The following is a 13692-nucleotide window of genomic DNA, read 5'->3' as shown; positions in this document are numbered from 1 at the left end:
AGTATCTCTCGTAAGAAAATCTCCTAGCAGAAAAATCTGCTAGGAGATTTTTGATACAGGTAAATTGAGTAGTGAATCTAAATCCTAAATTTCATGGAATTTCATGAGGTAATGAGAGGTTTAGGCCAACTCAATTTCAAAAAATTTTTAGGTTTAGGAATGACTATTCATATAGAGATAGGTAATTCTTCAAAGATGGTAGTCATATAGAGGAAGATAGTTGTTAAGTAATGTTTTAATTGATAATAGTTGCTATTTGATGATGTTTTATGTCAAAGTAAATAGATAGGATTTTTATTTTTGACAAATGATAACATATGATGTAATGATTTTTAGGGAAAAGCTATTTGGAATAAAGGGGTTGCTCAAATAACAATTCAGGATTAAAAATGGACAGTTGAGGAGCAGAGGTGATAAATTGAGTTTGCTACTGTATAATGGATTTATCACTAAAAGTGCTCCAGACCGTATTTTACACAGCAATAGTCTTCTGAAAATGGACAAAAAACATTGTAAAGGCTATCAAAAAGGAGTATAATGAGTGAAAGACATTTCGGAGGTGAAAGATGCTAGAAGTAAGAAATCTAGAGAAAAGTTTTGGATCCAAGCAAGTTTTGTTTGGTATTGACTTTCAAGCGCGACCAGGTCGTATTTTGGGATTAGTCGGGAAAAACGGTGCTGGGAAAACAACGATTTTCCACAGTATTTTGAAGTTTTTAGAATACCAAGGAGAAATCAGTCTAGATGGTCAGGATATTCGTCAGGAGACCTACGCTCGGATTGGCTATCTTCCTGAAGAACGCAGTCTCATGCCTAAATTGACAGTTCTTGAACAAGTTCGCTACTTGGCGACTCTAAAAGGCATGGATGCCAAGGAGGTCAAGGAAAAACTCCCTCAATGGATGAAGAGGTTGGAAGTGAAAGGGAAGCTGACAGATAAAATTAAGAGTCTGTCAAAAGGAAATCAGCAGAAAATTCAGCTCATCATTACTCTTATTCATGAACCAGACTTGATTATCTTGGATGAGCCTTTCAGTGGATTGGACCCAGTCAATACAGAATTGCTCAAGCAAGTCATTTTTCAAGAAAAAGAACGTGGGGCAACCATTATCTTTTCTGACCATGTTATGACCAACGTCGAGGAGCTTTGTGATGATATTCTGATGATTCGAGATGGTCGTGTGGTCTTGCATGGACCAGTTCAGGATGTTCGCAATCAATACGGGAAAACGCGTCTCTTTGTTTCAAGTGAACGAAGCAAGGAAGAATTGGAAAAACTTCCTCATGTCAAACAGGTGAGTTTGACCAAACAAGGCAGTTGGAAATTGATCTTAGAGGATGAGAGCGCTGGAAGGGAACTTTTCCCAATCTTGACTCAGGGGCAATATATCGCAACCTTTGACCAGCAAGCGCCGACAATCGATGAAATCTTTAAACTAGAATCAGGGGTGGAAGTATGAGAAATATGTGGGTTGTAATGAAGGAAACCTATCTTCGACATGTCAAATCGTGGAGTTTCTTCTTTATGGTGATTTCACCATTCTTGTTTATCGGTCTATCTGGGGGAATTGGCTATCTACAAGGCTCTTCAATGGCTAAAAATGATAAAGTGGCAGTAGTGACAACAGTGCCGTCTGTAGCAGAAGGACTGAAGAATGTAAATGGTGTTAACTTTGACTATAAAGACGAAGCAAGTGCCAAAGAAGCGATTAAAGATGAAAAATTAAAAGGCTATCTGACTATTGATCAAGAAGATAGTGTTCTAAAGGCAGTTTATCATGGCGAAACATCGCTTGAAAATGGAATTAAATTTGAGGTTACAGGTACACTCAATGAACTACAAAATCAGCTTAATCGTTCAACGGCCTCCTTGTCTCAAGAGCAGGAAAAACGCTTAGCGCAGACAGTTCAATTCACAGAAAAGATTGATGAAGCCAAGGAAAATAAAAAAATGATTCAAACCTTTGCGGCCGCAGGGCTTGGTCTCTTCCTTTATATGATTTTGATTACCTATGCTAGTGTCACTGCTCAGGAAGTGGCTAGCGAGAAAGGAACCAAAATTATGGAGGTTGTCTTCTCTAGTATCCGAGCTAGTCATTATTTCTACGCTCGCATGCTGGCTCTGCTTCTTGTGATTTTGACCCATATTGGCATTTACGTCGTGGGTGGACTTGCTGCCATTCTTCTCTTTAAAGACCTACCAATCTTGGCACAATCTGGTATTTTAAACCATATAGGAGAGGCTTTCTCGCTCAACACCTTATTGTTTGTCTTGGTTAGCCTCTTTATGTACGTTGTTTTAGCAGCCTTCCTAGGTTCTATGGTTTCTCGTCCTGAGGACTCAGGGAAAGCCCTGTCGCCTTTGATGATTTTGATTATGGGTGGTTTTTTTGGAGTGACAGCTCTAGGTGCAGCTGGTGACAATCTCATCTTGAAGATTGGTTCTTATATTCCTTTTATTTCGACCTTCTTTATGCCATTTAGAACCATTAATGGCTATGCAAATGGGGTAGAAGCTTGGATTTCACTTGCTATTACGATTGCTTTTGCAGTAACGGCAACAGTCTTTATCGGACGCATGTATGCCAGCCTAGTCCTTCAAACGGATGATTTAGGGATTTGGAAAACCTTTAAACGTGCCTTATCTTATAAATAGAAGAGCCTCGCGAAAGCGAGGTTTTTTAGAGATAAAAAGAGTGGAATTTAGAAAAATATTTTTCATATCTATTGACTTTTAGGGGTGAAATTTGGTATTATAGTAGGCGGTATTGTTTACCCCATTTGAAAGGCCCCGGAACCTTCCAAATACTTTTCGATGGGAAGGAACACCCATCATCGTAAACAAAAATCGAACTATATATAGGAGAAATCATGAACAAAACAACATTTATGGCTAAACCAGGCCAAGTTGAACGTAAATGGTACGTAGTTGACGCAACTGATGTACCACTTGGACGTCTTTCTGCAGTAGTTGCTAGCGTACTTCGCGGAAAAAACAAACCAACATTTACACCACACACTGATACAGGTGACTTTGTGATTGTTATCAATGCTGAAAAAGTTAAATTGACTGGTAAAAAAGCAACTGATAAAATCTACTACACTCACTCAAACCATCCAGGTGGATTGAAACAAATCTCTGCAGGTGAACTTCGTTCTAAAAATGCAGTACGTTTGATCGAGAAATCAGTTAAAGGTATGCTTCCACACAATACTCTTGGACGCGCTCAAGGTATGAAGTTGAAAGTATTTGTTGGAGCTGAGCACACTCACGCTGCACAACAACCAGAAGTTCTTGATATTTCAGGACTTATCTAAGGAAAGGAACAATAAAGTATGTCACAAGCACAATATGCAGGTACTGGACGTCGTAAAAACGCTGTTGCACGCGTTCGCCTTGTTCCAGGAACTGGTAAAATCACTGTTAACAAAAAAGATGTTGAAGAGTACATCCCACACGCTGACCTTCGTCTTGTAATCAACCAACCATTCGCAGTTACTTCAACTACAGGTTCATACGACGTTTTCGTTAACGTTGTAGGTGGTGGATACGCTGGTCAATCAGGAGCTATCCGTCACGGTATCGCTCGTGCCCTTCTTCAAGTAGACCCAGACTTCCGCGATTCATTGAAACGCGCAGGACTTCTTACACGTGACTCACGTAAAGTTGAACGTAAGAAACCAGGTCTTAAGAAAGCTCGTAAAGCATCACAATTCTCAAAACGTTAATCAATACGATTATATCAACGTTTACAGACATTCAAGAATTATCTCTTGGATGTCTTTTTTTTGTTTATGTGACTATTAGTTCGTCTCGCTCCGTTAGGTGCGAGACAAAAAAACCACCCGCTATGCGGGTGCGCGTCGAAGGTTATACCAAAAAAACTCCGAACGCGATACAATAAAGGTATTCAAGCCAATTGTAAAGCGAAAGGAGAAAAATATGGCACAAAAGGCTCATAGTTTATCGCACACAAAGTGGCACTGTAAGTATCACATTGTGTTCACCCCTAAGTATAGACGAAAAGTTATCTATAATCAATATCGAAGTAGTTTAGGCGAAATATTTCATCGCTTGTGTAGTTATAAAGGAGTTGAAATTATCGAGGGTCACTTAATGCCAGACCATGTACACATGTTAGTAAGTATTCCACCAAGGACAAGTGTTTCGAGTTTCATGGGTTATTCAAAAGGAAAAAGTGCACTCATGATGTTTGACAAACACTCCAACCTCAAGTACAAGTTTGGGAATCGGCATTTCTGGGCGTAAGGTTATTATGTAAGTACGGTGGGACTCAATGAAGCCACGATTAAGAAATATATACAAGATTAAAGAAATTATCCAGTGGATGATTTCTTCACGAGTATGAAAATTTGAGAACGAGTAAAGCATGATATAGCACTAGATAAATTAAGTGTAAAAGAATATGAGGATCCCTTTAGGGATAGTGGTAAGTAATACTAAAGCCTCTTTGAGAGGCAAGTGACGAGTCAAGAGCAATAAGGCTTGAACAAAGTGAAAGCCAGCGTCTTTAGGCGCTGGCTGGTAATTTGGGCTTATAGCCCTGGTACAAACCACCCGTTTGACGGGTGGTCATGATTGTTCAAAATTCGACTTAGTGTTTCAATGCTAGATTTTAAGTGAAATAACTCAGTTTTACTGTATCCACTTTCATGATTATTTTCTATATTTTTGCAATGGCGCTCAATATGACATAATGTCTTGCGGATATTGTTTTCTTTAATATTTTTCATAGTTATATCGTAACAAAGAAAAATATAAAGAGGCATTAAAAATTCTCAAATGATTAAAAATAACCTGAACTGCATTTAAAAATTTCAATCAGAACAAAAAAATATTCTGATTTGACAATGTTTAATATTTTTAGTATCATTCAATCAGAACGAAAAAATGTTCCGACTGAAAAAGAAAGAGATAAAATATGTATACTATTTCAGAATTATTACCACCAGCTGTTGAAGGTCAAAAAGCATTTATTTTGGATCATGGGAAAATAGAAGATGATGGTCAATTGAAATATGCAGATGATGCAACTAGTTATGGATGGAATATTCATCAATATGGGAAATTAAAGATGGGAGCTGTTGTATTAAACCGCCATCCAGGTAAAATTACTAAAGATCGTAAATGGGAAATTTACGGGGAGGTTATGTCGAGAGCATTTCCGAACCAGATGAGGACGGTAATGTTATTGCAGTAATTTCACATGCTTTCAAGATAGAACCTCCAATTAGACAGGGAGATTCTTTTATTGAAAATTACGAATGGAAAACACCGAGTAAGAAAAAACGAAAAAAACAAATTCATGGTTGCATTTTGGGATCAATACGGAATGAATGAAATCTCATATGAAGACTTTGTAGCACTAATGGAAGATCGTCTAATTATTTCTATTGATTCTATTGAATCTATCTATCGCACGTCAGTTAATCCTGATTTTACAGCTGCTGAATGCAAAGAATTTGAAAATGTAGAGGATTTTACAGTACTTATTGATGAAGATGGACCTAGACGTTCAACCAAACCTAAGAAACATAAATTTACTGGGCGTAAAATTGATTGGGAACTTGAAAATAAATCAAAACAGAGGACTGGTGTGGCAGGTGAAGAAATCGTCTTTGATTTACTATGTAAGGAAGCCGAGGAGAAGGGGTTGAAACTACCTGAACATGTATCAAAAACAAAAGGTGATGGTCTTGGTTATGACATTTGTTTTTGGGATGAAAATGGAGAAGAAGTCCATATTGAAGTGAAAGCATCAAAACTAAAGTTTTCGGATGGTTTTGAACTGAGTTCTAATGAATTAGAGGCATCTCGCGCTGGATTTCCATATAAAATATATTTTGTTTATGACTTAAATATTGAATCAAAACAGTGCAAAATTAAAATTTATGATGGACCTATTACGGAAAACTCATTTAAGCTAGTTCCTAGTTCTTATAAAGTTTATCTAAATTATTGATGTTCTATACTATGTATAATTGGGCTAGTAATTTAATTTTTAGGGATAATTGCAATGTGGATCGTAATTTTAGAAATTAAGTAAGGATGATATTTTAAAATGGAGAAATTAAAGACTATATATCAGTGTGAAGGTTTTGGTGATTATTATAAAAGTGTGTTAAATGGTGGCAAATATGTTGATCCCGACTGTATAGATGATATCAATACACCTTATTATAATTTTTTAACAGAATTTCTAAAAAAGAGAGAGAGTGAAAGTTGTTATGAAAATAAATTCTCTTTTGTTCCTCCTAAAAATGCTAAACTAACCACTGATGATGAGAAAAACTTAAAAGACAATGACGAGTATAAAATTGTTGTGAAACAAGATGATGAGGAGTTATTCAGACTAACTTCAGATCAATTTGGTTTCTCCGGGAATGAAGGTATTTATCGGCAAACTTATGGGCATCTCAAGTATCCCTTAGCTAGAATTAATTATTTATCTAAGAGTGAATCTAACGAATCTAAAGTTGAGAGAAAGCAAGTTTTAAACATTTTAATTGATTATGTTCAAAATACCAGAACACTTGGTGGATCTTTTATTTGGCCTGTACCGAATAAAAGTGAAGGATATCGGAATAGTAAGTATAATTTAAATCGTGGGGTAGGTTCTTATATAGAAGATAGAGTGGATTTAACACTATTAGAAATAAAACATGCTTTAGATGGAGAATATAACAAAGAACAATATAAGGATGATATCTTATTTACTCTTTATCAAAATAACACAGACGGGATACGAACTTGGCTTGAACATTTTGAGACATTTGAGAAATTTATTGAGTATTTTATGTTTGATAATTTTGTTGAAAACGGTATGCCGATTAATATCTTGACTGGTAAAGCTATTTGTGAAGAAGAGGTGGAAAAATACAAAAATAGGACAAGCCAGATCAAGAAACTCAATCTAAACGAATTGTTAAATATGATTGAGAGATTAGAAAACATGATAATAAAAAGGACATGTTTAATGGAAGAATACATACAGGATTATAAAGAAGAGAGAAGTAGTAGGGATTGATTTCGCTTGCTTATTATAGGAAATAAAAAGTATTAAGAAATTACCCTGTTGCAACCAAATTTTTTCAAATTTTCTTAAGAGTCTGGGACAAAAGTCTAACCTTAAATATAAAAAGCGAACCAAACGAGTTATCTGACAATCAGAATTCTGTATTGTTCGATTTTTTATCTAATCTATCGATTTTTAAAATTTATAATAAAGAATTCCTAAAATCAAAATCTTTTTGTCCCAGACTCTAAATATTGATATCAAGTTATTTTCAAACACTTTAATGTAAAATTATATTAAACAATGCTTGAAAAAGCTCGTAAAGCATCACAATTTAGTAAACGTTAATTCGAAAGAATTACTATACTTACAAAGATCACCTTTCGGGGTGTTCTTTTTGTACTTTCTTACTAAATTGGTGCAATTGACACAGTTGTTGCGACTTTAGTCGCTTGCAAATATGGCTGCAACCGGACAAGACCAGTTGCCTCAAAATGTTAATCAATACGATACTATCAACGTTTCAAATCACTCGAAAGTTTGTCTTATTGTTTCTTTTTATACTCTTAAGAGATCAAAAGCAACATAAGTTGTCAGCTCTTTATTACAAAAACATTAATTAGCATTCTAGCATTATCTTCAGTCTAAAATCAGTATTTTGAGTTGTACGAGATCAGTTTTCGAATTTGCTCTTTGAATTTTGTCTAGTCTTACTTCATTTTCCCCTGAAGTTAAGTTTTTACTCAGCATCATTAGTTAAAAAGGAAAAAAACGCGTTTTCATATTTGGGTTTGAAGTTTATAAAATAGGCTAAATGTGCTGAAAATTTAGATATCACAAACAAAATAAAATTTTTAAAAGCTACAGAGAAACATGGTATAATGTAACTAAAGGAAGTAGCATATGTCCTTAGATATAGATAAAGAAAAGATGACAATCATGGGAGTAGCTTTTGAAAACTGATCTGTTTTTTAGAGTGTTTGGTATGCTCTAAGTACAAATATGATTGAAGGATGGCGATCTACGGTTAGTGGTGTTGAAACATTGCGAGATGAAGCTCTTGCTCTGGGGATGACTTAATGAAGCGTAAATGTTAGGAGTCTTATGACGATATTGATTCGGATAATTTATATATCTATCCAGCTTCTTCAGTTCTAAGAAATAAGCAGGAAGGAAAAAAGCACGCGAGCTTGAATATCGTATGATTGCTAGTAAGAGTTTGAAATTATATATCAATCCTATCTTAGTTAATAGTTTAAAAGTAGTTTGTTTCACAACTACATAGGCTTAGAAAGGTTGAAAAGTGATAACTCTTTAATAAACTCTTGGTTTGTTAAAAGATATTTTGTCCACTACATTTTTTCAATTGACTATTATTTGTCATAGATATAACATATAGAACATTGCATTCAGAATAATGAAAAACGCATCAAAAATGGTGCGTTCTGTTTTTATGCTACCATAAAAGGAGGGAAACAAATTGAAAATTTTTAAGGGAGAGTTTTATAGAATCTCTGTATTAACAGACAAGCTAGTAAGGTTAGAATACTCTCAAACTGGAAGTTTTGAGGATAGAACGACACAACTTATCTATAATAGAGATTTTGGCCAAGTTTCGTTAGATTATATCGAGACATCAAACGTACTAGATATTATGACGGACTATTTTCATCTGCACTTTAATAAAGGAGAATTTAACGCCGAAAATTTATTTATAGAATTAAAAGGAAATTTTGCCGTATATGGTAGTCGCTGGTATTTTGGTGAATCTATTGAAACGTTAAAAGGAACAGCTCGGACTCTGGATAAGGCAGATGGAGCAATCCCATTAGAAGATGGAATTATTAGCCGAAATGGTATTGCCTTACTGGATGATTCTCAAGGATTTATTTGGGATGAACAGTCTGGTTATATTGAGAGAGAAAATCAAATTGACCTGTATTTCTTTGCCTATGGGCATGATTATAGAGGAGCAATCAGAGACTTTTACCATTTGACTGGTTCAACACCCTTGTTGCCAAGATATGCTTTAGGCAATTGGTGGAGTAGATATTGGCCTTATACGTCGGATGAATACTTGGATTTAATAGACAGATTTGAAACAGAGAACATTCCATTATCTATAGGTGTGTTAGATATGGATTGGCATATAACTGAAATTCCAGCCCGTTTTGGAAGTGGCTGGACAGGATATAGCTGGAATAAAAACTTAATACCTAATCCAGAACAGTTATTGCAAGAACTTCATGATAGGAAGTTAAAACTCTCCTTAAATGTACATCCTGCTGATGGTATACGGGCTTATGAAGAATCTTATCCTCGAGTTGCCAAACGATTGGGGTTAAATGTAGAATTAGAAGAACCTGCCATTTTTGATTTTTTTAATCCCTCTTTTAGGGAATCCTACTTTAAAGATGTTCATTATGAACTAGAAAAGCAGGGAGTAGATTTTTGGTGGATTGACTGGCAACAAGGGACACAAGGCATGTTGGATCCACTATGGCTTTTAAACCATTATCATTATCAGGATAGTTGTAAAAATGTAGAAGGTGGCTTGATTTTATCAAGGTATGCAGGTCCTGGTAGTCACCGCTACCCTGTTGGTTTTTCAGGGGACACCATTATTAGTTGGAATTCGTTAAGATTTCAACCTTATTTTACAGCGACAGCATCAAATATCGGTTATAGTTGGTGGAGTCATGATATCGGTGGACACATGTTGGGGGATTATGACGAAGAGTTACAAACTAGATGGCTACAGTTTGGTGTTTTTAGTCCGATTACTCGATTACATAGTTCTAGAAGTCCCTTCAATAGTAAAGAACCTTGGTTTTTTTCAGAAACAACATCTAAGATTATGAAGAAATACCTTCGTTTGAGACATCAGATGATTCCATATCTATATACCATGAATGTAAAGACACATGAGGAAGGTGCCCCTTTAATCAGCCCAATGTATTATTTCTACCCAGAGAATGATGAGAGCTATAATGTTCCAAACCAATACTTTTTTGGAACAGAACTAATGGTGGCTCCCATTGTAGAAAAGATGGATTTGGCATTCCAATCTGCAAAAGTAGATGTATGGTTCCCTGAAGGTGAATGGTATGACTTCTTTTCAGAGAAAAAATACACAGGTGGTGTGAAGTTAAGTGTTTATAGAGACATTTCGACGATGCCTGTGTTTGCAAAAAGTGGTGCAATCATTCCCTTGGTTGGTTCTGAGATAGATATGGGTGTTGAGTTACCTGAAGTTGTAGATTGGTATGTATTCCCAGGCAAACAACATTCTTTTGAAATGATTGAAGATCAAAATGGTCAAAGATATAAAACAAGATTATCAATCGATTGGGAAATGGGAATGGTAGAGTTGGCATTACAAGGAGATTCTAGTATCGTTCCAAGCAATAGAAAACATAGAATTCATTTTAAAGGAACGAATGTGTCTATAATTGAATTGCCAAATAAGAATGCTACAGCTAGATTTGAATGTAAAGATAATAAAACATTATCTTTAAATGATGAAGTTTTTAGACTACTAAAGACTGCTTCTCTTCCATATGAATTAAAAGATAGATTGTTAAATCAATTCATCAATGCCAAAAATTCTTATGAGTTAATGAATATCTTGCATCATCAGGATAAGGAATTGAGAGGGCGTTTGTTGGAAATGATATTTACTAGCGAAAACTAATTGAGAAATTTCGTACACAATTTCTATTCTTTATTTTTTAATGTGTAATAGTTTTACATCTCTATGCTTATTGACTTGTATTTTAGTAATTACAAGTTTGGCATAGGGATGTTTTTTGTTTACTGAAGAGTAAAGGATAAGTATATTTCAAGGTTTGAAACATTTTTAAACTAAACAAGAGCAAATTTTTAAAGGTGATTTTTCAAAGTAACTTCCACTTGCCTGACAGAAGTGGAAGTTAGTCTGAAATGGATTTTTATGGTGGAATTAAGTATGTGACGTATGATTTTTTCAGAAAATTTTCTAAAACAAACAGGATTTGTTTGACATTTATTTGAAAATTCTGTAAAATGAATTATTATATCGTTCAAGGAGAATATATATGGAAAAACAGAAAACATTTTTTGGACATCCTATGGGCTTGTCCACCCTCTTCTTTACAGAGATGTGGGAACGCTTTTCTTACTATGGGATGCGAGCTATCCTACTTTACTATATGTACTATAGTGTGCAAGATGGTGGGTTGGGGATGGATAAGACCACGGCCGCATCGGTTATGGCGATTTATGGCTCACTGGTATTTTTGTCCTCGGTTATCGGTGGTTTTGTCAGTGACCGTATTTTAGGAAGTCGTAAGACTGTCTTTTACGGTGGGATTCTGATTATGCTAGGGCATATTGCTTTGGCAACACCTTTTGGACAAGTGGCTCTCTATCTTTCTATTGCCTTGATTATCTTTGGAACTGGATTTTTAAAACCCAATATCTCAGATATGGTGGGGGGAATTTATGAGAAAGAGGATGATAGACGGGATGCAGGTTTTAGTATCTTTGTCTTTGGTATTAACTTAGGTGCCTTCGTTGCCCCTTATCTAGTAGGTTATCTAGGTCAGGAAGTCAATTTCCATCTAGGTTTCTCATTAGCTGCCGTTGGGATGTTCTTTGGTCTGGTGAAGTATGTTTTAGATGGGAAGAAATACCTGCCTGAATCAAGTCTTTACCCCACTGATCCCCTTTCACAGAAGGACCAGCAGACCTTGATTAAACGCTTGCTGATTATACTTGTCATGGTTATTCTTGTGGTTATAGGTTTAGTCTTTACTCACCAGTTTAACGTGGATATGATTGTTAATATCTTTACAGTGATTGCGGTAATCATTCCAATCTACTATTTCTTCAAAATTTTATCTAGTCAGAAAATAACTACTACTGAGAGATCCCGAGTATTTGCCTACATTCCTTTATTTATCGCTGGAGTACTCTTCTGGTCTATTGAGGAACAGGGATCTGTTGTTCTCGCTCTATTTGCGGATGATCAAACTCGACTTTACTTTAATGTATTTGGGAATCAAATTCATTTCCCATCTAGCTTTTTCCAAAGTATCAATCCACTTTTCATTATGATTTATGTGCCGATTTTTGCGTGGTTGTGGGGGAAAATGGGTAAAAAGCAACCGTCCTCTTCTAAGAAATTTGCTTACGGTTTATTAGCAGCAGGTTTATCCTTCTTGTGGATGATGTTACCAGGGATGCTCTTTGGGACAGATGTTAAGGTCAGTCCTTTCTGGTTGATTATGAGTTGGGCTATTGTGATTGTGGGGGAGATGTTGATTTCGCCTATTGGTCTATCAGTCACTACTAAGCTAGCACCAAAATCCTTCCAAGCACAAATGATGTCTATCTGGTTCTTGAGTAATGCTGCTGCCCAAGCTATCAATGCTCAAATTGTAAAATTTTATACAAGCGAAACTGAAGTGGCTTACTATGGAATTGTTGGAGGAATTACGATTGTATTCGGTATTATCTTACTCTTCTACGTTCCACGTATTGAAAAACTAATGTCTGGTATCAAATAGAGAAAAACTGGAATTTCTGTAGGGATTCTAAAAGTTAGATCAATTATTTATTCAAAGGATTTAGTTCTGTATTGCATAGGGCTAAGTCCTTTTAGTTTGATTAATACTCTTCGAAAATCAAATTCAAACCGCGTCAACGTCGCCTTGCCGTATATATGTGACTGACTTCGTCAGCCTTATCTACAACCTCAAAACAGTATTTTGAGCAACCTGCGGCTAGTTTCCTAGTTTGCTCTTTGATTTTCATTGAGTATAAAACTCACGATGTTTCTGCTTTTCCTAGTGGACATTTGTCTACTTTTTTTATATAATAAAACTAAACCATATTGGTTGAGTTTTAAAAATATGGATTCAAGCATCGATTAGTCTTTCTAAGGGAGATAATGTCCATTAAAGCATCATAATAGGAGGTGAAGTATGTATCAGCCAGAAAAATTAAAGGCTCGGAGGAAAGAGTTAAAACTGACACAGAAGGAAATTGCAGAGCAACTTGGGATTAGTTTCCAAGCTTACTCAGCTTGGGAACGTGGAATCAAGGAACCGTCCAAGGAGAAGGTAGCCCAGCTAGAGAACATTTTAAAGGCACCCAAAGGATATTTTACTCAGATCGAGATTGTCCGTCTCTACCATAGCCTCTCCAAGCAAGGGCAGGAGAAGGTTGTTCTCTATGCTCGCAACCTATCTCAAGAGGAGAAAGCCCAGAAAGTAACAGCGATGCCAGAGCGCCTCTACGAGTACCGTGTTTATGAACGCATGTCAGCAGGGATTGGGGCTTCAGTCTACGATGATCAGAATTTTGATACGGTTTACTTTAATGAGGAGTTGGCTCATGATTTTGCGTCATGGGTGTCTGGGGACTCCATGGAACCTAAATACCAAAATGGTTCCGTGGCTTTGATTCGAGAGACCGGATTTGACTATGACGGGGCGGTTTATGCAGTGGTTTGCAACAACCAGACCTATATCAAACGGGTTTATCGTGAGGAGAATGGATTGCGTCTGGTCTCTATCAATCCTAAATACAAGGATATTTTCATCTCCTATGAGGAAGATCCTCGGATTGTGGGCATTATCGTTGGGAACTTTGTACCGATGGAGGGCTAGTC

10 protein-coding genes and 1 pseudogene are annotated in these 13692 nt (G+C 36.1%); all 11 read left to right on the top strand.

Annotated features, from left to right (window positions below; translation table 11 throughout):
• Positions 1–566 precede the first annotated feature (566 nt).
• Positions 567–1460 (top strand): ABC transporter ATP-binding protein, encoded by an 894-nt coding sequence (locus tag ACWPV5_RS07250; protein ID WP_314008542.1) that lies wholly within the window; start codon positions 567–569, stop codon positions 1458–1460.
• Positions 1457–2656, top strand: a complete 1200-nt coding sequence (locus ACWPV5_RS07245; RefSeq protein ID WP_454383089.1) for an ABC transporter permease — start codon at positions 1457–1459, stop codon at positions 2654–2656. The genes ACWPV5_RS07250 and ACWPV5_RS07245 overlap by 4 nt, the downstream gene beginning before the upstream one ends.
• A gap of 215 nt (positions 2657–2871) precedes the next feature.
• A complete protein-coding gene (gene rplM / locus ACWPV5_RS07240; RefSeq protein WP_001044624.1) occupies positions 2872–3318 on the top strand; it encodes a 50S ribosomal protein L13 in 447 nt (148 codons plus the stop codon).
• 18 nt (positions 3319–3336) lie between these two features.
• Complete coding sequence (gene rpsI / locus ACWPV5_RS07235; RefSeq protein WP_004257208.1) at positions 3337–3729, top strand: 30S ribosomal protein S9; 393 nt, start codon at positions 3337–3339, stop codon at positions 3727–3729.
• A gap of 214 nt (positions 3730–3943) precedes the next feature.
• Positions 3944–4459: pseudogene (tnpA, locus tag ACWPV5_RS07230) on the top strand (IS200/IS605 family transposase).
• Positions 4460–4943: 484 nt separating this feature from the next.
• Positions 4944–5222, top strand: coding sequence for a hypothetical protein (locus ACWPV5_RS07225; RefSeq protein WP_454383087.1), 279 nt, complete (start codon positions 4944–4946; stop codon positions 5220–5222).
• Positions 5223–5273: 51 nt separating this feature from the next.
• Entirely contained in the window at positions 5274–5984 is a 711-nt protein-coding gene (locus ACWPV5_RS07220; protein ID WP_454383085.1) for a DUF3883 domain-containing protein, read from the top strand.
• Positions 5985–6083: 99 nt separating this feature from the next.
• Entirely contained in the window at positions 6084–7049 is a 966-nt protein-coding gene (locus ACWPV5_RS07215) for a DUF6994 family protein (protein WP_219967422.1), read from the top strand.
• A 1468-nt stretch (positions 7050–8517) separates the two neighbouring features.
• Positions 8518–10731 (top strand): glycoside hydrolase family 31 protein, encoded by a 2214-nt coding sequence (locus ACWPV5_RS07210; protein ID WP_261070479.1) that lies wholly within the window; start codon positions 8518–8520, stop codon positions 10729–10731.
• A 382-nt stretch (positions 10732–11113) separates the two neighbouring features.
• The gene (locus tag ACWPV5_RS07205; RefSeq protein WP_261070480.1) at positions 11114–12586 is read left to right on the top strand and encodes a peptide MFS transporter; all 1473 of its coding nucleotides are present in this window, start codon (positions 11114–11116) and stop codon (positions 12584–12586) included.
• 417 nt (positions 12587–13003) lie between these two features.
• Positions 13004–13690 (top strand): XRE family transcriptional regulator, encoded by a 687-nt coding sequence (locus ACWPV5_RS07200; protein ID WP_261030939.1) that lies wholly within the window; start codon positions 13004–13006, stop codon positions 13688–13690.
• The last annotated feature ends 2 nt before the right edge of the window (positions 13691–13692 follow it).

It is taken from the genome of Streptococcus sp. Marseille-Q7156 (genome assembly GCF_965119495.1).
The sequence above is the reverse complement of the archived record's forward strand: the minus strand, read 5'-3'. Positions and strand labels throughout refer to the sequence as shown.

What these genes read in the sequence shown, in the direction of transcription:
- ACWPV5_RS07250 (WP_314008542.1), top strand. Translation starts at nt 567, where the DNA reads ATGCTAGAAGTAAGAAATCTAGAGAAAAGTTTTGGATCCAAGCAAGTT.
- ACWPV5_RS07245 (WP_454383089.1), top strand. Translation starts at nt 1,457, where the DNA reads ATGAGAAATATGTGGGTTGTAATGAAGGAAACCTATCTTCGACATGTC.
- rplM (WP_001044624.1), top strand. Translation starts at nt 2,872, where the DNA reads ATGAACAAAACAACATTTATGGCTAAACCAGGCCAAGTTGAACGTAAA.
- rpsI (WP_004257208.1), top strand. Translation starts at nt 3,337, where the DNA reads ATGTCACAAGCACAATATGCAGGTACTGGACGTCGTAAAAACGCTGTT.
- ACWPV5_RS07225 (WP_454383087.1), top strand. Translation starts at nt 4,944, where the DNA reads ATGTATACTATTTCAGAATTATTACCACCAGCTGTTGAAGGTCAAAAA.
- ACWPV5_RS07215 (WP_219967422.1), top strand. Translation starts at nt 6,084, where the DNA reads ATGGAGAAATTAAAGACTATATATCAGTGTGAAGGTTTTGGTGATTAT.
- ACWPV5_RS07205 (WP_261070480.1), top strand. Translation starts at nt 11,114, where the DNA reads ATGGAAAAACAGAAAACATTTTTTGGACATCCTATGGGCTTGTCCACC.
- ACWPV5_RS07200 (WP_261030939.1), top strand. Translation starts at nt 13,004, where the DNA reads ATGTATCAGCCAGAAAAATTAAAGGCTCGGAGGAAAGAGTTAAAACTG.